Genomic DNA, 21991 nt, shown 5'->3' with positions numbered 1-21991 from the left:
AGAACCGGACGCCCGCGGCGGAGACACGTATTACTTGGGGGATCATTCATGCTCACGTACTCGCAGCTGCGCCGTTCCAGGCCCGGCCACCGCTCACGCGTTCGCGAGGAGGACTCCGTACGCCACGGGTGGGTGCCTGCCGGGAACCGGTGGATCGCGGTGGACGTGCACGAACCCACGGCCACCGAGCGCGGCGGGACCGTCATCGTCGTGGGGTCCCCGGGACGCGAGCGCGTGACCCTGACCCGCAGCATGATCCACACGGCCCGGGCGCTGGCCGCTCACGGGTGGCGTGTGGTGCGCCTCGACTGGTCCGGGACCGGTCAGAGCCCCACCGCCGAGGAAGCCGTGGACGCCGGACTGTGGGTCGACGACCTGACCACCGTCCGCGATTGGGCGAGCTCCCACGGCCCCGTCCACGGGGTGGGCTTCAGCCTGGGCGGCACCGTGCTCGCCGCCACCGAGGATCATGGCTGGGCCTCCCGGCTGGTGCTGGCCCCCGTGTCCGGTAAGCAGTGGGTGCGCCACCAGAGCGCACTGCGCCGCATGGGCGGGCCCGACCTACCGCCCCGCGTGAGCGAGGGCACGGAACTGATGAACCTGCAGCTGTCCTCGCACGGCGCGGCCGCGCTCAAGGCGCTTCCCGAGCCCGCGGACGGTCCCGATCGTCGGATCCGCATCCTGTCCGACGAAGAAGCAGGCGCCCTCCCGATCAACGTGCACCCCCGCGCGGCCGCCGTCCCCGCCCGTCTGATCGCCACCGTGCGCACCGCGCTGGACGCCGCCCCGGCCGGGACGACGCCGGATGACACCGCTCGTCCCGGCGGGGACGGCCTGGTCCCCGAGCAGGAGATCACCGTGGACGTGGCCGGGACATCCGTGGTGCTGCGGCGCTCGACCAGCGGGGCCGCCCGACGCCCGGCCATCATCACCGAGCCGGTGACCCGCGACCACGACGCCCCCGGGCTGGCGTTCATCTCCCCAGGTTCGGAGGTCATGGAGGCCTCCGGCGGTCTGTGGCTGCGCACCGCGCTGCTCGCGTCCGCGCGCGGCGCCGTGTGCTTGCTCGCCGAACGCTCCGACACCGGCGAGCTCGTGCGCTCGGACATCACGCAGGACTCCAACCCGTACGCTCACCACACGCTCACCGAGTCCCGGGAACTCGTGATGCACCTGAGCGAACTCACGGACGGTCCGCTCCTGGGGGCAGGCATCTGTCTGGGCGCGTGGGGCCTGGTGGCCTCGGCCCACGAACTGCCCGCAACCGTGAGCGAACGACTCACGCTCATGGTCATCAACAACGTCGCGTGGCAGCGGGCACCGTGGCGCTACTGGCGCCAGGGCCTGCGCGGCGGCCCCCTGGCCCCGACCCTGCCCGGGCAGGACGAGGCGGCGGCAGCGCCGTCGTCCGCTCCCGCCGCCGACGACGCACCCGCCGGCTCCCGCTGGGATGCCGTCCTGGCCGGGCTCAACGCCTACGTGGGGACGACGGCGCGCACCGTGGTACGCGGCACCCGTCACCGCGCCCGCAACGCGTCACCTCGGGTCAATGCGCTCGCGGCCGGGGTGGGGGTCATCGACGTCCCGCAGCCCACGCTGCGCCGGCTCTCCAAGATCCCCGGACTCACGGTGGACGCGGTCTTCGGACCCGCCGATGCCAAGCACTGCGGGGTCACACCTCAGCGCCTGGGCCCGCGCAGCACGCTCACCGTCCTGGACCCGTTGGACCACTCGCTGTTCGCCACGGAATCGTGCCGCCGGATGGTGGATTACGTCCTGGCGTACGTGCCCGAGGTGTGAACCGCGGCGTGTACGGGACAGCGGGCCGATGACAACCGCCGGCAAATGACTCAGGAGCCCCGCACGGGTGGCGTTGCCAGCACGTGCGGGGCTCTCTCGTCGATGCGGCTCATGGGGCCGTCATGAGGTGACGCTTCACCCGGCCCGTTGAGAGATCGTCGGCTACTCGGGCTCGGCGCCCACCGGTACCGATGGGGCGCTCAGCGCCCGCACCCGCGCGGCCGCACGACCCTCGTCGGTGAGAGCTCCGCTGACCGGAACGTGCACCGTCTCACCCGGGAGCACATGGACGTAGCCGTCCTCGGCCACGGCCCCGCGGGGCAGGTCCAGGGCCACGAATCGCGCAAGTCCGAACGCCGTCACGGCCACCGACCACTCCCCCTGTTCCGTCCTGACCCAGTGAGCGTCGAGTCCCGGATCGGGTGCATCGTTGCGTCGCGGTCCGCCGGTCAGGTGGACGTCCCGGGCGAGCACGCGACCGGAGGGGTTCACGAGCTGGGCGGACACGGCGTCGTACTCCCGCTCGCCGAAACCGTACGCGTGGTCAAGGTCCCGGAACGTACCGTCCGCGAGGTCCGCGCGGATCACGGTCTCACCGTGCGCGGGCACCGTGACCGGGATGTCGAGGGGTTGCTGGCAGCCGCCGTGCACCGTGGCCACGGTCAGTCGCAGTGTGGCCGTGAGTGGGGTCGGGCCGTCGTTCCAGACATGGACGGGTAGTCCGTCGCCGCCGGCGGGGAGGAAGGACACGGCCACGGGCGCGCACGCCCGGCGCATCCCGTACCACGCGGCGGTGGGCCGCCCGGAAGCATCCAGGACACCCCACCCGGGCCCCGCGGCCATGGACAGCGCCGAGAGCACGAGCGCTCCCTGGCACGGCGACTCCTCGCTGCGCCACTGGGCGAAAGTCCGCTGGAACACATGGGCGAGCGCGGCGCGCTCGTACTCGAGGCGCTCGACGTGACCCGTCCCTGCGCCGTCGGACGCGGGCTGCCCCGGGGTTGCCAGACCGGCGTCCGGATCGCTGTCCCGGTCCAGGAACAGTCGGTGGACATAGATCGCGGTGGTGTCCTCGAAGGTCCATTCCGCCCCCGGATCGTGGGCCACACCGGCGCGCCACGCGTCCGCGGAATCCCCATCGTCCAGCGGACCGTCCGTCCCGAATTGCTCCCGCACCGCGGCGGGTTCCGGCGGCACCGCGAAGGCCAGCGCCTCCGCAGCGAACCGCACCCCGCGGGTCACCGCGTCCTCGAGCGGTCGCCCGTAGGCCCCCACCCCGAAATAGTGGGACACGCCGTCGGCCGCGTCCGTGGGAGCTGCGGTCGGCATCGTTGACGACGACGACGCCCGCTCCCCCGAGGCCTCGCCCGTCTCGTACGCGTGCTGCGCGGCGTCCAGGTCCGCGTCCGAGCACGGAGAGGACGGGACGACCACCACGTCCGCGCCGGCCTCCCCGACCGCGCGGGGAACGTCCCGCAGGATCACGTCCGTGCGCCACTGCTCGGCGGGCCGGCCCGCGAGCACGGGGGCCTGGATGACCTCGGTGCCCCCGGAGATCACGACCGTGGACGGATGAGAGGCCAACCGTGCGGCGAGGTGTCGGACCTCATCACGCAGTCCGGCGCGCCACTCGGGATCGTCCGGCGGGTCCTGAGGCCCCAGGGCCACGTCCTGCCAGACCATGAGACCCAGCTCGTCGCACGCGCGGTGGAAGTCCTCGGTCTCGTAGCACGCCGTTCCCGGGACGCGGATCATGGTGCTGCCGCCCGCGCGCAGGCGTTCCAGCACGTCGCGGGTGCGCTGCGGGTCCGCGGCCACCTCGAAGGGGTCCGCACCGGCCCACACGGCACCCCTCGCGAACACGGGGACGTCATTGATCCGCAGGGCCAAGCCATGATGGTCCCGGTCCCGCGGTTCGGCACACACCGTCCGGAACCCCACGGCGTACGTGCATTCCCCCTGCCCGGTGCGCACCCGCACCCGGTACAGCGGTTGCTCGCCCATCCCGTGCGGCCACCACAGCGCGGGGTCGGGCACGGTCACGTCCACGGTGAGCGTTCCGCGCGATGTGGCATCGGACGCGGTCACGACGCGCTCGGCGGTCACCGGTTGCGCGTCCACCTCACACGGAGGCTCCACGGTGATGTGTACGGTTTCACGCGCATGTTCCACCGCAGCGCCGCGGGCCACCGCAACATCCGGGTCCGCTGAGCATCCCACGTCCGCCAGCTCCGCGGCCGCGCCCGCGCTCCCGGCCGTGTCCGCGCGAAGATCCGGGGTCGTACCCGCGCCCGCGGCGAGTTCCACGGTCACGACGCCGCTACCGTCCCCCCCGACCCGTGTGCGCACTGCGCGCGGCACGAGTTCGAGCGAGGGGTGGGGAGCGGCGTCGTCGGCGGAAGAAGGAAGTGGGACAGCGCGCAGGCCGCCCCACGGGCCCAGGACGGGCAGCGCACCGGGCCAGTCGATCGAGCCGATCAGCGGGGTGCGGCGCCACCGCAGGGAGCGCTCGGACACGAGCGGTGACAACCAGCGGGCGCGCGGCTTGCGCGGCACGCTCACGGACGCCGTGGGCAGGATCCGCAGGGCGATCTCACACGGCCCGGACGGCAGCTCCGCGATCACGTCCCACGGCGCGAAAGCGCTGTGGGACTCGTGCACGACCTGGTCCGCGACCAGCAGCTGCGCCACGGTGGCCACGCCCGTGGACATGAACCGGTGCCGACCACCGGCGGTGGTGACCCGGGTGCGGTACTCCCACACGGTGTCGGGACCGTCAGTGGCCAGCACGGTGGCCACGCGGTCCTCCCCGAGGGCGTCCCGCAGGGCACCGGACACCGTCCCCGGGACCCGCGCGGGAATCCCACGAGTCAGGGCATCGCCCGGGTCCTGCGACGGGTCGAGGCGCCGGAGCGTCCACGCGGCGTCGCGCACCCCGGTCACTCCCCCAGGCCCAGGGCCTCACGCACCGCGCGCATGCCCGCGGTGTGCCCGGCCACGAACGCCTCCGCGGACGAGTCGATGCGCGGTGTCCTGCCCGAGGCCGCTCGGGCGAGCTTGAACTGCAGGGTCTTGGCCGCACCGGCGGCGGCGTCGAACTGCTCGGCGGCCTCGATCAGCTGCTCCGCGTCCACGTCGCTCGGCCACTCCTGCGCACCGCGGGAGAGGTACCGGCACGCGTGGGCGGCGAGCCCGGACGTGAGACCGGCCTGGCGCGTCGTCGCGAACGAGTACTGGTGGAAGTACTCCATGCCCCGCTCGGCGAGCACCGGGACGTGCTCCCGGATCGCGGCCACGAGCCGGTCGGCCGCCGGATCGGGGTGCGCGGTATTGCCCGTCCCGGCGTCCGGGGCGCGGCGCAGGTGCCCCCGCGCGATCTCGACGGCGCGCTGCCACAGCGCCTCGGGCGCCAGGGACCGGATGCCGTCCAGTCGCACGAGTTCCACGTACGGGTACGGGACCCACCCGGAACCCACACCCGTGCCCAGCGCGTTGTCGAGGTCCTCCCCGTGCAGCACGTGGACACCGTCGTTGTGCAGGTAGACGAGTTCCCCCGCGACCGGATCCAGGCGCAACGGCACGATGGACGTCTTGGTATGGGCCCGCCCGTAGGACACGCCCTCGGTATCCGGGAGGTGATAAGCGTCCACCTCCACGATCAGGGCGTCCCCGCGGGACATCACCAGCTGCACGTGTTCGGCCAGGGGCCGCCACGTGTCGTACTCCCCCACCGTGAGGCCGTAGAGCGTCTCAAGGTCCTCCTGCCGGGGCTTGAGGAACTCCCACTGGTCCCCCAGGAAGTCCGCGCTGAACGCGGCCCCGAGCATGGGCAGCGGGTCCAACCCGAGGGTCGCGGTGAGACCGATCCACACGTCCATGTAGCAGTTCGTGGGTGACCACGGTTCCGCCGGGTCGTGCAGGACGGAGCGCGGTGCGTTCGCCACGGTGAGCGACTCGCACCCGCGCACGGCCAGGACCTCGTGGCCGAAGGGCTCCCGCACGGACGCGGTACCCGCCGACCCACCGTGGTTCACGGTCACGGCGGTCATGGCAACCCCAGTTCCTGACGCACGGTCGCGGGCCACGCGGCGGTGTCGAAACCGTGGCGCATGGCCAGGGCCAGGGCCACCCGCTCCAGACCGAAGCCGAAGCACGCGGAGTGGGCCACGGCGCCGTCGGCGGTGTGCAGGTGGAAGCTCTCCCCGAAGTGGTCCTCGTGCAGGTTCGCGGAGGCGATCGCGGTGGGATGCCCCGGGTAGACCTCCGTGAGGATCTCGAACTTCAACTGCGCCTCGCGCTGACCCGCGCTGAGCAGGCGCCCCGCGCGGCCGAAGAACGGGTCGTTGGCGGTGTCCGCCTGGACCTCGAGCCCCAGGGAGCTCAGCAGGTTGGTCCCCGCCTCGAGCCACTTCTCGCGGTGCTCCCGGGCCTCCTGCGGCGTGCCCAGGCACACCGCCTCGAACATCCGGAAGGTCACGAAACGCATGGGGTCCGGGCTGGGCTCGTGGCGGTAGCACTCGCCCACGAGCTCGAACACCGAGCCGTCCACCTGCGAGCCCTCGAGGTACGCGTACAAGGGGTGGCACACCGCGGGGACCAGCGCGTGGCCGGCCGGGGTGAGCTGGGCGGACCAGTCACCGTGCTCCTCGTACGTGGCGAGCAGCTCACGGTGAGCCTTGTTGTCGCCCTCGAACGCGGAGATGGTCCCGAGCAGTTGTGGGAAGGACGCGACGTAGTCCGTGCGCTCGAGCAACCGGGTCCCGTTGACCGGTGGGAAGCGCAACCGGCGCGTGCCGGCGTCCGGGGACAGCCGCGCCGCGACCTTGCGGGCCGCGGCGGCGATGCCCTGCACGACGTCCTCGGCCTGCGGACCGAGCCCGGTCACGCCGTCCCCGAGGGTGGGCAGGAACCAGCCGTGGGCCTCGAGGCCCTCGCGGAAGGTGTCCTGCAGCTGGGAGAGGTCCTGTGTGGTGTCCGTGGCGCTCATCGTTGCCCCCTGGAAACGAGTTGGAGTGTGGCGGTGTGGAGCAGGATGCGGTCGTTGTTGACCATGACCGAGGGCCCGATGCTGTCCCGGTACAACCGGGCCAGGCTCACGGGCGAACGATTGGCGAAAGCGGTGATGCCCACGATCACCATGGCGTCCCCCACGATCCGGCGCACTGCTTCCGCGCCCGAGACCTTGAGGGTGTTCATGGCGATCGCGAACTGCATGGACTCGGTCACGGCCGGATCGTCCCACGCGGCCTCGTAGCGGGCCACGCTCGCGCGCACCACGTCCGTCATGGACTGCAGCTGCACCTCGAGTTCCGCGAGCCGCAGCGCGGACGGCGGTGTGGTCCCCGGGGTCTTGCGCGCGGCCTTCTGCACCACGGACCGGGCGGTGAGCCCGGCCTGGGTAGCCATGCCCAACCACGCGGAGGCCCACAGGCAGTGGGCCGCCGGGAGCATGGTCTGCGCGGAGATCGTCTCGAACAGCACCGTGAACATGGCGTCCGCGGGCGTGGTGGCGTCCAGCTCGAAGGACTCGGAGCACGTGCCCCGCATCCCCAGGGCGTCCCAGCCACGCTGGCGGTCCAGCTGCAGGTTCTCGGCCTCGACCACCAACAGCACCTGGTCGCTCGACGCCGCGTCCTCGCTGCGCCGCGCGGTCACCAGGATCGCGTCCGCGTACGCACCGTAGGAGATCACGGGGCAGCTCTTGTGCAGGGCCACCCGGCCGTCCTCGATCGGGCGCACGGCGCACGTGGAATTGCGGGTGTCCCCGCCGATCTGGGCCTCGGTCGTGGCGGAGGCCAACAACAGCCCCTCGGCGGCCACACGGCGGGTGTAGCCCCGCAGGAAGTCGGTGTCCGCGTGGCGGGTGAGGCACAGCACCTGGGAGTGGTGCATGGCCAGGATCATGGCCGTGGAGGTGCACTCCCGACCCACGCGCTCGAGCATCCGGCACAGCTCGGTGATGCTGTAGCCCAGCCCGCCGTCCGCCTCCGGGATCGGCGCGGCCAACAGGCCCTGGGCGCGGGCCTCCTCGATGGCCTCCCGCGGGAACCGGGACTCCGAGTCCACCGCGTCCGCGAACTCGCGCGCCACGGCGGCCACGGCCTCCGCGCGCGCGGCGACCCGCTCGGCCCGGTCGGTGTCCTCGGCACCCCGCTGCGGGGTGTCGGTCAGTACTGCATGATCAGTCATTGTTGATCGCCTCCACGGCCTCGGTGATGGAGTTGATGGACGTGAACGTGGCCTTGGTCAGGCGCTCCTCGGGGAACTCGATGTCGAACTCGTCCTCCAGGCCCAGCATCACGTTCACGGACGCGTGGGAGGTCATGCCTGCGCGGTACAGGTCCGCATCCGCGGCGATCGTCCCGGCGTCCTCGGACAGCTTCCCGTGCTGGCCCAGCACGGAGCGGACGGTGGTCTCGATGGCGGTGGAATCCATGGGGTGAACCTCTTTCGGTTGATGTGGTGGTTTTCGATGTCCGCGCCCCGGGTACCGGTCGGCGCGGTGGTCTGGCCTCCGGTCAGGGCTGGGGTGAGCGGATGGCCAGGGCCACGGCCATCGCGAAGCCTCCGTCGTGGGACGTGCTCACGCTCCACGCCCCGAGTCCGGCGCCGCGGGCCAGGCAGGCGGCCGTGCCCCGCAGTTCCACGCGAGGGGCACCGTGGGCGTCCGCGCGGATCATGATCTGGGGCCAGGCCACGGCGTCGTCGGCGCTCGGGCGCAAGACCTTCAGCACGGCCTCCTTGGCCGCGAAGCGCCCCGCCACGGACTCCGCCGCGAGCGGGCGTCCGTCCGGACGCGTGAGGTCGGCGATCTCCTCGGGCGCGAACAGTGCCCGCAGGTACCGCTGCCCGCGCTGCGCGAGCGCTTCGGCCACGGGCGCGACCTCCTGCAGGTCGCACCCCACGCGGGGTACGCCGACGACACCGTCCCCGGCCTCGGTCCCGCGTGTCACGGTCACGGGCGCGCTCGTCACGACGAGCTCCGTGAGGTCACGTCCTCGAATGCCGAGGGCACCGACGGCTGGGGCGAGGTGCGCTTCACGCCCACCCGATCGGCCCAGCGCCCGAGGGCGACCGTGGCCGCGGGGGTCCAGCACGGGAACTCGTGGCCGCCGTTGCACTGGCCCGCCTGGCCGTACTCGGTGTACTGGTAATCCACTCCCTGTGACTCGAGCTCGCGCGCCATGGTCACCGTGGTGTCCTTCAGAGCGGGTTCGATGTCCCCCTCCTGGCCGTTGCCCCGGCCAGCGAAGAGTTGCACGTGGACATTCTTGAGCTCCCCGCTCCGGACCGCGGGATCGTTCGCACGCCACTGTTCCTCGGTCGTGACCGAGCCGTTGCCGAACACCGAATCGGTGCGGCCCGTGGCCTCCTGGGATCCCGTGGCGATCGTCTGCTTGGCCTCATCCGAGGACAGGTCCAGCAACCCGGACAGGCTCACGGCCTCCCCGAAGAGATCGGGACGTTGCTCGGCGTAGCGCATGGCGCCGTACCCGCCCATCGAGTTGCCGATGATCACGCGGTGCTCGCGGTCCGCCCTGGTGGACAGGTGCTGATCCACCCACGGCACCACCTGGTCCAGGTGGAATGTCTCCCAGTTCTGCGTGAGTTCCTCCTGGGACGCCCAGTCCGAGTACCAGCCCACCTTGCCCCCGCTCACGATGACAGTGATCACGGGCAGACCCTGGGTGAGCTGCTCGGCCTGACCCGCCTCGTACCACTGCAGGGCAGGGGCCTCCGTGGCACCGCTGCCCGGGAGGAGATACACCACCGGGTACTTCTTCGCGGGGTCGTAGTCCTGCGGGGTGATCACCACCACCGAGTTGCGCCCGCCCGGGGCCTCGGCAGAGACCTGGTCCGTGCTCACCGCGAGTTCCGCGGCCCGCTCCGAGAGCCCCCGCGCACCCGTCACGGTGATCCCGTGGGACGGTTGCGTGAGTTGCTGCGGGTCCGCGAAACCCACCCGGGACAGCGCGGCGTCGTCGAAACCCAGGCTCTCACCGGAGGAGGACGGCGCGTGGTCGCCGGACCCGCCGGCCGCGCAGCCGCTCAGCAGCACGGCCGTGAGGGCGCACCCGGCGAGCGCGCGGGCGCTGCGTGTTCTCAGACGGCGCACGGGACGACCTCCTCGGCGGGTGAGGGGCTCAGGCCCAGGGCGGCGTCCACGATCTCGAGGGCCGTGAGGCGTGAGGCGTGGGCCTGGAGGGAGTGGTCCAGGGCGGGCACGTGGGCCACCCTGATCCGGCGGCCCTGGCGCTGCAACCGGGCCAGACCCTCCTCCCCGCGTTCCTGCTGGAAGAGCAGACCGTCCTCCGGCCCGAAGTAGAACGTGACCTCGGCGCCCCGGGACGCGTACTCCATGACCACCTCGGGAACGTTGGGGATGTTGCGCCGGCCCAGCACGAGCCACGCGATGTACGGCATGCGGCGGCGCACCCGGTCCTTGGCGCGCGTGCGCCAGCTCGTGGTGACCTCCACGTCGCTCATGGTGCGCAGCTGTTCCAGCACGGCGTCCACGTCCCAGTTGCGATAGAGCTTGTCGTAGTAGCTCTCCGCCGCGCGCCACGCCACGTTGTTGAGCACCACGCGGGTGGTCATGGCGCTCGTGGGCGGGGCCATGGCGACCAGCCAGCCGCCCACGCACAGCCCCACCCCGGTGACCTTCTCCCCGGTGCGCTCGGCCAGCCACGCGGCACCCAGGTCCAGGTCCGCCACGCCCTGCCCCGTGTAAGGGTTGATGTCCTTGACCTCGTCCAGGCCAGCGGCGTCACCGCAGTGGTGACGCTCGATGCGCAGCGCGGGGACACCGCGCGCGGCGAGTCGGCGTGCCTGCACGGTCCACAGTCCCGTGGGCCCGTCCTTGGGGTCCGCGGACGGCGGTGCGAGCACCACCGCGCCGGCCCCGGTGCCGTCGCGGCCCACGGGGTGAGTGTAGGAGGCCGGCAAGTGGTCCGGGCCCAGCTCCAGCAGGTCCTCCTGGACCTCCGCGCCGAACTCCGCCACATGGAAGCACGCGGTCGTCGTGGGACGCCAGCCGCTCACGTCCACCCAGTCCTCCCTGTGGGACGTGGTGGGGACGGAATCGTCCAGTCGACCCACGAGGGCGGCGATCGCCTCCGGACTCGCCTTCGCGTAGATCGCGGCCACGCCGTATAACTTCTTGGCGATGCGCCGGTCCTCCTCGCGCACCGTGATCAGACCCGGGGTCTTGATCTTGCGGGGATCCGGTAGGGCGCGGATGGCCGCGGCTTCGGCGTCGGTGAAGTGTGCGCCGCCGATCTCCACGCCGTCGGGGACCTCAGGCGGCAGGATCAACCCGCTCGTGCGCCGCAGGCCCGTGTACTGGCGCATGTAGACGGCGCCCGAGACCGGTTCCCACAGCACGCGCCGATCGAACGGCAGGGGTGAGGTCGCGAGCACACCCGCACCGATGCGCAGCCCGATCCCGTGCACGGGCAGATCAGGTCCTACGAGCTCCCGCGCGGCACTGTGGGCCACCGCGAGGTCCTCGTGCCACACCTCGAGCGGGTTGCTCAGGGCCGGACGCGCACCGGATTCGGAGGTCCCGCTCCACGCCAGGCGGATCACGAGCCACCCGGATTCCGCGGCGCGCGCGGCCACGAGGCGCATGCTGCGGTGACTCACGACCTCCTCGCGCGCCAAGGCCGGCGCCACGATCACGGCGCCGCGCACACGATCGTCCGCGGGGCCGTGGACCCACGCGTGGATGGTGTGGTCGTGGTCCGTCAAGAAAGTTGCCTGCCCGGCAATACGCATGAAATCTCCCCCAGTTCTGCTCCGGTGCGCCTCAGCCGCGCCCCTTCGCACGTCCCCCGTGGTGATGGGTGCCCTCTCGAAGACCGGGCCCCACCCCGAAGTGCGGATCGATGCCCCGAACTCCGCGTCACTTTCGCGTTCCCCCGCGGGAGTCGTGCATGTTTGCACTCATAAAGCATAGCCAGGGAGACACCGGTCGTGACCGAGATTACCGTCCCCTAATGTGTGGTTTTACATCAAGATCACTGTTTTTCGCGCTCCCACCTGAGGCGATACCGACGTGTACCTATATGAGCCCACACAGAATTGTCATCACTGTGGTGTTAGGTGCTTGTGCACACGATTATGATGGCAAACGTCGGCACACGCGGGATTCGTGTTTCGGCGACATTCACCGCTCCCGGTGGGACAGCCATGAGGCATTGCTGCACCACGTGGCGCGGAGGCGGACTGGGGAAGTCCGCCCATTCGGGAAAAGCGGCAGCGGCTGAGTTGCTCCGCTTTTCATGGGGGAGGAGATAGCGTGGCAGCACGCGTCCTGATCATCGGACTCAACTATTCACCGGAACACACGGGCATCGCCCCGTACACCGCCGGCATGGCTCGCGCGCTGCGCGAGGAGGGATGGGACGCCCGGGTCATCACGGGTCTCCCGCACTACCCGCAGTGGCGCGTCCACGAAGGGTATTCGCACCGCCGCGCCGCGCACGAGGAGATCGACGGTGTACCCGTCCTGCGCGTGCCGCATCCCGTTCCCCACGACGCCGGACAGCTGCGCCGGCTGGGGATGGAGATCGTCTTCGGTCTGCGTGCCGCGACCGCCGCGTGGGGCGATCCCGACGCCGTCGTGGTCGTGAGCCCCGCCCTGTTCTCGTCCGCGATCGTGCGGGTGCGCGCCGCACTGAACCGCACGCCGGTGATCGCGTGGGTGCAGGACATCTACACCGCCGGGCTCACCGAGACCGGCGCGGCGAGCGGACCCGTGGCGCGCGTCATGCGCGGTATCGAGAGCACCTTCCTGCGCTCGTGCCAGGGGGTGGTCGTGATCCACGACCGCTTCTCGGACTACCTGCGCCGCGAGATGGCCGTGCCCGCGCGCCGGATCAGCACCGTGCGCAACTGGACCCACATCTCCCAGACCCCCTCGGTGGACACCGACGAACTACGGCGTCGTTTCGGGTGGGGCGCGGGCGACGTCGTCGTCCTGCACACGGGCAACATGGGGGCCAAACAGGACCTCGCGAACGTCGCCGCGGCCGCGGACGTGGCCGAGCGCACGGGAGCGCCGCTGCGATTCGTGCTCGTGGGCGGCGGGCACCAGCGCCCGCAGCTCGAGGAGCTGGCCCGGCGCACGCCGCGCTTCGAGGTCCTGCCCGGGGTCGACGACGAGACCTACGCCGGACTGCTGCGCGCCGCGGACGTCCTGCTGGTCAACGAACGACCAGGGCTCAAGGAGATGTGCGTCCCGAGCAAGCTCACGAGCTACTTCACCGCTGGCCGTCCCGTGCTCGCGGCCGTCGAGGCCGAGAGCCCGTCCGCCGCCGAGCTCGACGCCGCGGACGCGGGCATCCGTGTGGCGCCCGGGGATCCCGAGGCACTCGTGGCGGGCGCCCTGCAACTGCACGAGGAGTGGATCGCGACCGGCGGCGCCACGCACCGCGGCGGACGCCGCTACGTGCGCGACGTGCTCAGCGCCGGCGCCGCGGTCCGCGCCTTCAGCACCGCGCTGCGCGCACTGCTACCCACCGAGACCACCGCGCCTGCGGCGGCACTGCATTCCTGATCGGCCGGGACACCCGTCCCGACGTACCACGTCACACAGGGGAGACCACTCATGACCAAGAAAGCACTCATCACCGGCATCACCGGGCAGGACGGTTCCTACCTCGCGGAGCTGTTGCTCGCCAAGGGCTACGAGGTCCACGGACTGATCCGCCGCGCGTCCACGTTCAACACGTCCCGCATCGACCACCTGTACCAGGACCCGCACGACCCGCAGGCGCGGCTGTTCCTGCACTACGGCGATCTTTCCGACGCCGCCCGTCTGGTCACGCTGCTGGGCGAGATAGACCCGGACGAGGTCTACAACCTCGCGGCCCAGTCGCACGTGCGCGTGTCCTTCGACGAGCCCGAGCACACGGGTGACACCACGGGCCTCGGCACGGTGCGTCTGCTCGAGGCCGTGCGCCGCGCCGGGGTGAAGTGCCGCTTCTACCAGGCCTCCACGTCCGAGCTGTTCGGGGCCACTCCCCCGCCGCAGAACGAGGACACCCCGTTCTACCCGCGCTCCCCGTACGGCGCGGCCAAGATCTACTCCTACTGGATCACCAAGAACTACCGCGAGGCGTACGACATGTTCGCCGTGAACGGGATCCTCTTCAACCACGAGTCCCCGCGCCGCGGCGAGACGTTCGTGACCCGCAAGATCACGCGTGCCGTGGCCGCGATCGCGGCGGGCAAGCAGGACCTGCTCTACATGGGCAACCTGGACGCCGTGCGCGACTGGGGCTACGCGGCGGAGTACGTGGAGGGCATGTGGCGCATGCTCCAGGTGGACGAACCGGAGGACTTCGTGCTGGCCACGGGCCGCCCGTCCACGGTGCGCGAGTTCCTGGAGACCGCGTTCGAGCACGCCGGGCTGGACTGGGAGAAGCACGTCCGCTTCGACGACCGTTACCTGCGCCCCACCGAGGTGGACGCGCTCATCGGTGACCCGTCCAAGGCCGAGCAGAAGCTCGGGTGGAAGGCCACGGTGCACGCCCCGGAGCTCGCGCGGATCATGGTGGACGCGGACCGCGCTGCCCTGGAGTGCGCCGGTTCCCCGTGGATCGACACCGTGTCCGAGCGCATCTGGACGCCGGAGCACGCGGCGTGAGCGCGGACGTGGCGAACCGCCGGGACACCGCTGCCGGCCAGGAGCACTGGCCGCACACGGTGAGCGACCCGGCCGATGCCCGCACGACCGACGACGTCGCCTACACCCCCGGCGCGCTGGACCGCTCCGCGCCGTTCTACGTGGCCGGTCACCGCGGTCTCGTGGGTTCCGCCATCTGGCGTCACCTCCAGGACGAGGGTTTCGAGAACCTGATCGGTGCGAGCTCCCGTGAGCTGGACCTGCGGGACCGCGCGGCCGTGGAGGCGTTCATGGCCGAACACAGGCCGCGCTACCTCGTGCTCGCGGCGGCCAAGGTGGGCGGGATCGGCGCGAACAATTCCCAGCCCGTGGACTTCCTGTCCGACAACCTGCGGATCCAGCTCAACATCCTGGACGCCGCGCGCACCGCCGGCGTGGAACGCGTGCTGTTCCTGGGTTCCTCCTGCATCTACCCCAAACTCGCGGAACAACCGCTGCGCGAGGACTCGCTGCTCACGGGGTACCTGGAGCCCACCAACGACGCCTACGCGATCGCCAAGATCGCCGGCATCCTGCACGTGCAGTCGATGCGACGCCAGTACGGGCTGCCGTGGATCTCCGCGATGCCCACCAACCTCTACGGCCCCGGGGACAACTTCTCCCCGTCCGGCTCCCACGTGCTGCCCGCCATGATCCGCCGCTACGACGAGGCCGTGCGTGCCGGTGACACCGAGATCACCAACTGGGGTTCGGGTTCACCGCGGCGCGAGTTCCTGCACGTGTCGGACCTGGCCACGGCGTGCCTGTACCTCATGGAGCATTACGACGGGCCCCAGCAGGTCAACGTGGGCACCGGCGAGGACGTGACCATCAAAGAACTCGCCGGCCTCGTGGCCTCGGCCACCGGGTACGAGGGCACCACCTCGTGGGACACCTCCAAGCCGGACGGGACGCCCCGCAAGCTTATGGACGTCTCCCTGTTGCGCTCGCTGGGCTGGTCCGCCTCGATCGACCTGCCCACCGGGCTCGACGACGCCGTGGCCTGGTACCGCGCGAATCGCGAGCAGGCGCGGGGCGCCTGAGCGACGGGATGCCCCGCGTAATGCGGGGACACTCCGTGTCATGGGCGAACTCTCCGCATGATGCCGTGACGACCCGCGCGATGCGGGCCGTCTCCGCTGCCCCGCGGGGATGGCCGCGGCGTGCCGACCGCAAATAGCAGGGGAGCCCGGCGTTCAGAGCCGAGCGCCCTGCTCGAGAAGGCAGCCATGGACATCCACGCCTACGTGGTCGATCACGTCGATGCGCCGTTCCGGTGGGAAGAACTCACCGTGGACGAGTCCGTTCCCCTGGAACTCGCGGGCCCCCTCGCGTGCGGTATCACCACCGGGGCGGGAGCCGTGCTCAACACCGCGAATCCCGGCCCGGGTGAATCCGTGGTGGTCTACGGTGTGGGCGCCGTGGGGCTCGGGGCCATCATGGCTGCCCGCAATTCGGCCGCGGCCACGATCATCGCGGTGGACCTGCATGACTCCCGCCTGGAGCTCGCCCAGCGCTACGGGGCCACGCACGTGATCAATTCCGGGTAGGAGGACTCGCTGGAACGGATCCGGGAGATCACCGGAGGGGCAGCGGACTACGCCATCGAATGCACCGGTGTGATCGCCGTGCTCGAGGAGGCCATCGAGGCGGTGCTCACGCTCGAGTGAGCACCGCCCGCCGCACCGCGGGACGCCACGCGTCCACGCCCAGGATCGTGATCGCGAGCAGCAGCGAGCCGTCACGTCCGTGGGCCAGTGGTACCCCAGGTAGAGCCGACTGAACGCGACCACCCCGATCAGCACCACCCCCGCCGCGGCCACCCACCATCGGGTGAGCGGGGAGCGGGAGGGGCGCGGGGTCGTCGTACCCGTTGCGGCCTCAAAGGACGACGCCGCCGCGGGACCCGCCGCCGGTGACCGCGGGCTCGTCGAGGCGCCCGCGCAGGAAGGTGGACCGGCCGGTCGCCGGGGTCGAGGTCGTCATGGCGTCATGCTGCGTCCGCAGACCGGGAACGGGTTGTGCGTTGGCCCTACGCCACCAGGAGCCAGCAGCCCGTCAGCCCGATGGTCGAGAGGACCGCAGCCACCAGGAACGACCGCCACGGCGCACTGCGTCCCACCAGGACGTATGCGACGAGGACCACGGCGAACTCACGGATGACCAGCAGCGTGGCCGCGAGGTGCAGGTCGAACGACGCGACCCATGCGATCAGCGCACCGAAGACCACGCCGATCACCGGACCCACGAACGTCTTCCAGGCCGCACCGGTGCGCACGAGCAGCACGGAGGCCGCCCAGGACAGCACTACGGGGAAGGACACCATGGCGATGAACGGCACCATGGACATCGCGGGTTTCCAGTCGCCACCCAGCAGGGGCGTGAGGACCACGCTCGCCGTGAGGGCGATCAGCACGCACGCGAACGCGAGTATGAGCGCGCGCAGCAACAAATGGTCACTCGCGCTCCGGATCTCCTCCGGGGTCTCCTTGTCCGCGATCCCCACGCGCACCACGTTCGCGGTGGACGCGGCCAGGGCGTCCCCCGGGGCGCGGCCCACGGCGCTGCCCGCGGTGTAGGTACCGAGGACGGCGGTGCCGGCGAACACGGCCATGAACAGTCGCTCGGCCTGGCCCTGGAACCAGGACACCAGCGCGTAGCCGGACATCGTGCCCATGTCGGAGAGGATCGAACGCTCGCCCGGCGTGGAGTGCGGCAGGGGCTGGGTGTTAAGGCGCGCACGGCGCCAGCACAGCAGGGCGAACATGCCCTCCGTGACGGCCAGCTGCAGGGCCGGGCCCAGCAGCGAGTGGGTCAGCACCAGGATGGTCCCGCCCACGAGCAGACCCACGAGGGAGGCCCGCAACTGCATCCGGGCCAGGGTCCCCCACTGGTTGGTGGCCTGCAGCGTGCCCACGTACAGCAGACCCAGGGCCCCGAAACCGGGCGCGAGCGCCACGGGCAGCACCTGGAAGAACTCGCCCCAGTTCTCGAGCGTCCCGTTGTGCAGAAGGAACAGCATGAGCCCGGTAAGGATCACGAAGGCCAGGACGGGCATGATCACCCGGTAGCGGTTCATGATCTTCATGCCCCCGGGTTCGGTCAGCACGCGGATCACCGCGAACCGGGCCCCGGAGTCGATCGTGACCTGGATGGCCGTGTAGAGCAGGGTCACCACGTTGTAGATACCCACGTAGTGCGGGGACGTGAACGCGGCGAGCGTGAGGATCACGATCGCGGAGGACATCCGCGGGATCGCGCGCTCGATGAGCGACTTGATCTGGTTCAGCATGCCGACGCCGGGATGAGGGTGGCGGCTCTCGCCAACTGACGCCGCGCGTAGTGCCGCGTCCCGGGACGCACCCCGGCCACGATGGTCTCGAGCTGTCCCCCCGTGCCCCGGATGGATCCGGGGACCCCGCCGTTGGCCTCGAGCCACGGCCGCCCGGAGGCGTGGGCCCACGCGGTCCACGCGCGCCGGATCTCGGGGTCGGAGACGATGCGCTCCAGGTAGGTGTCCGAACTCGACAGCTGGCTCTCACTCAACCGGTAGGCCACCACGGGGGTGGCCAGTTTCACGATCCGGGCCCCGGCGCGCAGGGCGTCGAGCCACAGGACGTAGTCCTCCGCGGTGTTGGGCCGCGCGTAGGCGTCCGCGGCTACGAGCGCCTCCCGGGTGGCGAGCATGCTCGAGTGGAACAGGGGGTTGACGAACGGCAGCAGCAGTCCGATCTCGCGGGTCGTGAGACTGCCCGGGTACCCGGGGCGCGGGAGCATCCCCCGCCCGAAGCGGATCCCCGTGCCGCACACGATGTCCGCGTGGCGCACGGCCCGGAAGCCCACCCGGAAACGCCACGGGAGGGAGATGTCGTCCGAGTCCATGCGGGCCACGAGCTCGCTGTCCGTGGACTCCAGGGCCCGGCGCATGCACGCCACGGTCCCCCGGTTGACGGCATCGGTCCGGACGACGACGCGGCGGTCCGTCACGCGGCGTGCCGCGCGTTCGGTCTCGCCGTCCGGGCCGTCCACGGCCACCACCAACTCCGCGTCCCGCGGCATGGCCCGCAGCGTGGAACGCATGGCGCTCTCCACGGTGGCGCCCGCCCGATAGGCGGGCATGATGACAGTAAGCCTGGGCAAAGTGGTCCACTCCCCGTTGATGAAGCCCCGGGAACGCGGAGGTCGCCCCTCCACACCCGTTGAGCTGATTTATTTGTGAACTGCCGGTGTCCGCGGTGAAAGCTCCGTGGCCGGTGAAGATCTTATTCCCGCGGGCGGTGATTTCGTATCACCACGGCCGAAGATGCGTTCAACGATCCACAACCCCCACAGTGGCAGGATCGACAACGTCAAGAACACCTCGAGGGACTCCAGCTGCCCCACGATGCCCTGGAAGACGAGCGTGGATCCTACGGTGGCCAACAACAACCGATTGGTTTCACTCCGGCTGCGACTGTAGGCATCGGAGACCATGGCAGACACCAGCCCCAACACGAAGTAGCCGACGATCGCACCGAGCAGGCCGAAATTCAGGATCATTTCTGCGCTGAGCCCCGGAACCACGTAAATCTGGTCTTCCCCACCCAACAAGTCGTATCCCGAGACCTGCACCATGGACCGGAAAGGATTCTCCGCCGGGATACCCGCGAAATGCAGAAGCGCAAGCGGGACGTTGAGCAGGGCGCTCAACAGGGTCTCACCGTGGAGCGCCCCGTGGAACTGGACGTGGTTCTCGGCCCAGGCGGCCATGGAGAACCGCCCCCATTGCCAATCCACGAACGACCACGGGTCCGTGGTGGCACCTACGCGCCGGGCCGTGGTCGCGATGATAAACCCCACGAACACGGTCACGCCCACCACGATCAGCGGCCACCGCAGGACGTTGATCCGGGGCAGCATCAGAGCCAGCAGAGGAAATGCCACGTAGGCGATCTCGGAACGCCCACCGTTCCACGTGGCGCTGACGCCCAATGCGGCCAACCCGGCCACCAGGATGATGGTGTTCCACACCGCTGGGCCGGGCACACGCTTCCGGCTCGCGAGCGCCAAGACCAGGATCGTAATGCCCCACGGCAGCCAACCCGCCAGGAATGCGTAGCGGGCATTGCCGCCGTCCACGGAAATGATCCGCCCGCCGGTCTGGTCGGTCGTGGCGCCCATCACTCGCACGAGTCCCACGGCGCCCGCTGCTACGAGTACGAGAGCCAGGCCCCCCATGCTGACCCGGTGATGGGATACGAAGGAATACAACTGTTCGGGTATCAGAGGGCGCCGGGGAACCTGTCGGGGACCACGGTGTGCGGCCAGGATCCGCGGCCGCGGGATCGTCAGCCCCGCCCAGAGGGCACACATGCCCAAGAAGGTCGACCAGGCGGCCGTGGTCAAGCCGGATGTAGCACCTGCGGGAGTACCGGACATGGCCTCGTAGAATCCGCGGTCCCTGGACCACCCCAATACATGGGCGAATCCGGACAGGACGTTGGCCACGAGGAAGTTGATCACGAGCCACATCCGCAGGTTCAGCCCGTCCACCCGGTCCCTGGTCCAGATGTGGATGAGCGCGAGCGCACCCACGGCGGTCGTGGCCCCCAGGAGGAACACGGCCCAGCCGAAAGGAGTCATCGTGTTCATCGTGGGCTTCAGAGAACGCCGGAGTGTGCGCGCGAAGGGCGCACCTGGTTGGCCACCAATGCCACGGGCGTTTCGCGGAATCCCTGAACCGAGAACTGCAGCTGATCGGTCGAGGTCTTCCCGGGCACCGTGACCAGCAGGACCTCATCCGCCAGTTCGCCCAGCACCGCCGCGTCCACGGAGTCCTGCAACGGGGAACAATCGAGGACGACCACGTCGAATTCCGAACGCAACTCACCCACCAACGCAGCCATCGGTTCCGAGCACACCAGGTCACTCGGGCGCGGCGTCGGCGTACCCGCGGGTAGGAAGGTCAGCCCCATCTCGAGACGAACAGTGCTCTGGTCTGCCCCGGCCCGACGTTCCACGAGATCCGAGACACCGAGGTGATTGTGCTGGGCCAGCAAAACAGTTGCCCCGCGGTCGGAGAGGTTGGCATCCACGAGAGCCACGCGGCTGCCCAGACCGGCAAAGCTACGCGCGAGTTCCACGGCGACCGTGGTGGCACCGTCGCCCGAACGCTGACCGGTCACCACCAGTACCGCGCAGCCGGCCACATGGGGCAGGACCTCGGCATGACCTTGTTGGATGCGCGAGCGCAGCGAAGTGACGTGAGGTGACACCTCCCGCGCCGGCGCGGATTCGCCACCCGCGGGAAAGAAGCTGCGCGCGTCAGTCCTGTGCTTCAGTCGCGGAACGGACGCGACCAGCGACGCACCCGGCACACGACGCAGCTCCGTCGTGGTCCGCGGCCGCCGAACCAGACTCTCCAACACGAAGGCGAGGATCACGCCCAACAGCGCGCCGCCGACCACACCGAACAACGGATAGAGCCACGACGGCAGGCCACTGGTTTCATCCGGGAGCTGCGCCCGGCTGAGAACCGTGGCCTGAACGGCGCCTCCCCGGTTGGCGACCTCGGGGGACAGTGACCCGACCCCTCTGGTCAATTGATCCGCGACCCCGTTGGCAACCGTCTGGGCCTCCTGAGGTGAGTCCGTGGTGGCATCGACCTGGATGATGGAGGTGGCCGTCGGATTGGTGACGTCCAACATGTCCTGCAATTGCGCGACCGTCTTATCCACACCCGTGTCCTCGACGACGGGTTTGAGGATGTAGGGGGACGTCGCCACGGTCGCGTACGACTTCAGCTCTCGCGAAAGGTACGTAGCTGCCTGGTTCAACTCCGTGGCGGAGTCACTCGCGGGAATGGAGACGTAGAGGGATGACGTGGCCTTGTACGTGTCCGGAGACACCAAGGCGTAGATCCCCCCGGCCAACAAGCCCACCACGGTCAGTGTGATGACGGTTTTCCACCATTTCTTCAAAATATCGACGTAATCATGCAGCGTCATGTGCCCTCCCAGCCCCTGATCACAATGAAAGACGGTTCGTCTCGGACGCTGCCCAGCCCCCGAGCACGTCCCACCAGTCTCTTCATCGCTCCCCTGTAATGGGCCTCAGTCTAACGCGCGAAATCATGTCGATGAACACGCAGGTAGTTTCTCTGGAATTATTTTGTACCCGAATTGGGGGATAAACCTTCATCGGCAGATCTCGACAGCAATTGGAACCCGCAGGAAATGAGGGCTGCAAAACTGTTCGCAGAAGCAGAAACATTCCCACGACAAGTACGTTGCCCTCAGCAACGAGACAGTACGCGACCTGCGCCGTTGCGGAAAGTCTTCCCGTACGCATGCGGGCAAGGACCCCGCCCCAGGCGCCCGTCGGCGTCGAGGAGATATCGAGGACGAAGCGACGGCATTACCCCCGGTGTCTCCACTTATGGGGTCAGAAGCAGGCGGATCGACGAGCACAGTGTGCCAAGCTTGGATCCCGTAGCCGCGCGCCCGCGGGGAGAGCGGACCGGTTGCGCGCAGAGCGCAGCCC

At 70.1% G+C, this 21991-nt stretch carries 17 protein-coding genes; 5 read left to right on the top strand and 12 right to left on the bottom strand.

Annotated features, from left to right (window positions below; genetic code table 11):
- Positions 1 to 48 precede the first annotated feature (48 nt).
- Positions 49 to 1800: an alpha/beta hydrolase gene (locus tag IE157_RS10945; protein WP_193519984.1), complete on the top strand. Its 1752-nt coding sequence runs from the start codon at positions 49 to 51 to the stop codon at positions 1798 to 1800.
- Between the two features lie 162 nt (positions 1801 to 1962).
- Here the strand turns inward: IE157_RS10945 and IE157_RS10940 are convergent, their stop codons facing one another.
- The 8 genes from IE157_RS10940 to IE157_RS10905 all read right to left on the bottom strand — a co-directional run bounded on the left by IE157_RS10940 (position 1963) and on the right by IE157_RS10905 (position 11577).
- The gene (locus tag IE157_RS10940; RefSeq protein ID WP_193519983.1) at positions 1963 to 4743 is read right to left on the bottom strand and encodes a glycoside hydrolase family 2 protein; all 2781 of its coding nucleotides are present in this window, start codon (positions 4741 to 4743) and stop codon (positions 1963 to 1965) included.
- A complete protein-coding gene (locus IE157_RS10935; RefSeq protein ID WP_193519982.1) occupies positions 4740 to 5849 on the bottom strand; it encodes a DUF1839 family protein in 1110 nt (369 codons plus the stop codon). The genes IE157_RS10940 and IE157_RS10935 overlap by 4 nt, the downstream gene beginning before the upstream one ends.
- A complete protein-coding gene (locus IE157_RS10930; RefSeq protein WP_193519981.1) occupies positions 5846 to 6787 on the bottom strand; it encodes a class-II aminoacyl-tRNA synthetase family protein in 942 nt (313 codons plus the stop codon). Before IE157_RS10930 ends, IE157_RS10935 begins: the two co-directional genes overlap by 4 nt.
- Positions 6784 to 7989 (bottom strand): acyl-CoA dehydrogenase family protein, encoded by a 1206-nt coding sequence (locus IE157_RS10925; RefSeq protein WP_082943188.1) that lies wholly within the window; start codon positions 7987 to 7989, stop codon positions 6784 to 6786. Before IE157_RS10925 ends, IE157_RS10930 begins: the two co-directional genes overlap by 4 nt.
- Positions 7982 to 8236, bottom strand: coding sequence for an acyl carrier protein (locus IE157_RS10920; protein WP_064845610.1), 255 nt, complete (start codon positions 8234 to 8236; stop codon positions 7982 to 7984). Before IE157_RS10920 ends, IE157_RS10925 begins: the two co-directional genes overlap by 8 nt.
- Before the next feature lie 82 nt (positions 8237 to 8318).
- Entirely contained in the window at positions 8319 to 8774 is a 456-nt protein-coding gene (locus tag IE157_RS10915) for a holo-ACP synthase (protein WP_312918751.1), read from the bottom strand.
- A complete protein-coding gene (locus IE157_RS10910; RefSeq protein ID WP_193519980.1) occupies positions 8771 to 9916 on the bottom strand; it encodes an alpha/beta hydrolase in 1146 nt (381 codons plus the stop codon). The genes IE157_RS10915 and IE157_RS10910 overlap by 4 nt, the downstream gene beginning before the upstream one ends.
- Complete coding sequence (locus IE157_RS10905) at positions 9904 to 11577, bottom strand: alpha/beta hydrolase family protein (protein WP_318281445.1); 1674 nt, start codon at positions 11575 to 11577, stop codon at positions 9904 to 9906. The genes IE157_RS10910 and IE157_RS10905 overlap by 13 nt, the downstream gene beginning before the upstream one ends.
- A gap of 523 nt (positions 11578 to 12100) precedes the next feature.
- Between IE157_RS10905 and IE157_RS10900 the strand changes: the two genes are divergently transcribed.
- The 4 genes from IE157_RS10900 to IE157_RS10885 all read left to right on the top strand — a co-directional run bounded on the left by IE157_RS10900 (position 12101) and on the right by IE157_RS10885 (position 16020).
- Positions 12101 to 13360: a glycosyltransferase family 4 protein gene (locus tag IE157_RS10900; RefSeq protein WP_144998517.1), complete on the top strand. Its 1260-nt coding sequence runs from the start codon at positions 12101 to 12103 to the stop codon at positions 13358 to 13360.
- Between the two features lie 51 nt (positions 13361 to 13411).
- Positions 13412 to 14452: a GDP-mannose 4,6-dehydratase gene (gene gmd, locus IE157_RS10895; RefSeq protein WP_035964951.1), complete on the top strand. Its 1041-nt coding sequence runs from the start codon at positions 13412 to 13414 to the stop codon at positions 14450 to 14452.
- Between the two features lie 59 nt (positions 14453 to 14511).
- The gene (locus IE157_RS10890; RefSeq protein ID WP_167319209.1) at positions 14512 to 15513 is read left to right on the top strand and encodes a GDP-L-fucose synthase family protein; all 1002 of its coding nucleotides are present in this window, start codon (positions 14512 to 14514) and stop codon (positions 15511 to 15513) included.
- 120 nt (positions 15514 to 15633) lie between these two features.
- Complete coding sequence (locus IE157_RS10885) at positions 15634 to 16020, top strand: zinc-binding dehydrogenase (RefSeq protein WP_318281444.1); 387 nt, start codon at positions 15634 to 15636, stop codon at positions 16018 to 16020.
- Between the two features lie 482 nt (positions 16021 to 16502).
- On the opposite strand, the gene IE157_RS10880 is transcribed toward IE157_RS10885, so the two are convergent.
- The 4 genes from IE157_RS10880 to IE157_RS10865 are packed head-to-tail and all read right to left on the bottom strand — an operon-like array spanning position 16503 to position 21456.
- Positions 16503 to 17762 (bottom strand): lipopolysaccharide biosynthesis protein, encoded by a 1260-nt coding sequence (locus tag IE157_RS10880; RefSeq protein ID WP_193519979.1) that lies wholly within the window; start codon positions 17760 to 17762, stop codon positions 16503 to 16505.
- A complete protein-coding gene (locus IE157_RS10875) occupies positions 17756 to 18664 on the bottom strand; it encodes a glycosyltransferase family 2 protein (RefSeq protein WP_318281443.1) in 909 nt (302 codons plus the stop codon). The genes IE157_RS10880 and IE157_RS10875 overlap by 7 nt, the downstream gene beginning before the upstream one ends.
- Before the next feature lie 15 nt (positions 18665 to 18679).
- On the bottom strand, positions 18680 to 20092 hold the full coding sequence (locus IE157_RS10870; RefSeq protein WP_064845618.1) for a hypothetical protein: 1413 nt from the start codon (positions 20090 to 20092) through the stop codon (positions 18680 to 18682).
- 17 nt (positions 20093 to 20109) lie between these two features.
- On the bottom strand, positions 20110 to 21456 hold the full coding sequence (locus IE157_RS10865; RefSeq protein WP_193519977.1) for a polysaccharide biosynthesis tyrosine autokinase: 1347 nt from the start codon (positions 21454 to 21456) through the stop codon (positions 20110 to 20112).
- Between the last annotated feature and the right edge of the window lie 535 nt (positions 21457 to 21991).

It is taken from the genome of Kocuria marina (genome assembly GCA_014652975.1).
GTDB classification, from domain to species: domain Bacteria; phylum Actinomycetota; class Actinomycetes; order Actinomycetales; family Micrococcaceae; genus Kocuria; species Kocuria marina.
This window is presented reverse-complemented; position numbering and strand designations above follow the sequence as displayed.

Coding starts and splice junctions, on each gene's coding strand:
- IE157_RS10945 (WP_193519984.1), top strand. CDS start 49: ATGCTCACGTACTCGCAGCTGCGCCGTTCCAGGCCCGGCCACCGCTCA.
- IE157_RS10935 (WP_193519982.1), bottom strand. CDS start 5,849: ATGACCGCCGTGACCGTGAACCACGGTGGGTCGGCGGGTACCGCGTCC.
- IE157_RS10870 (WP_064845618.1), bottom strand. CDS start 20,092: ATGACTCCTTTCGGCTGGGCCGTGTTCCTCCTGGGGGCCACGACCGCC.
- IE157_RS10865 (WP_193519977.1), bottom strand. CDS start 21,456: ATGACGCTGCATGATTACGTCGATATTTTGAAGAAATGGTGGAAAACC.
- IE157_RS10920 (WP_064845610.1), bottom strand. CDS start 8,236: ATGGATTCCACCGCCATCGAGACCACCGTCCGCTCCGTGCTGGGCCAG.
- gmd (WP_035964951.1), top strand. CDS start 13,412: ATGACCAAGAAAGCACTCATCACCGGCATCACCGGGCAGGACGGTTCC.
- IE157_RS10880 (WP_193519979.1), bottom strand. CDS start 17,762: ATGCTGAACCAGATCAAGTCGCTCATCGAGCGCGCGATCCCGCGGATG.
- IE157_RS10925 (WP_082943188.1), bottom strand. CDS start 7,989: ATGACTGATCATGCAGTACTGACCGACACCCCGCAGCGGGGTGCCGAG.
- IE157_RS10930 (WP_193519981.1), bottom strand. CDS start 6,787: ATGAGCGCCACGGACACCACACAGGACCTCTCCCAGCTGCAGGACACC.
- IE157_RS10905 (WP_318281445.1), bottom strand. CDS start 11,577: ATGCGTATTGCCGGGCAGGCAACTTTCTTGACGGACCACGACCACACC.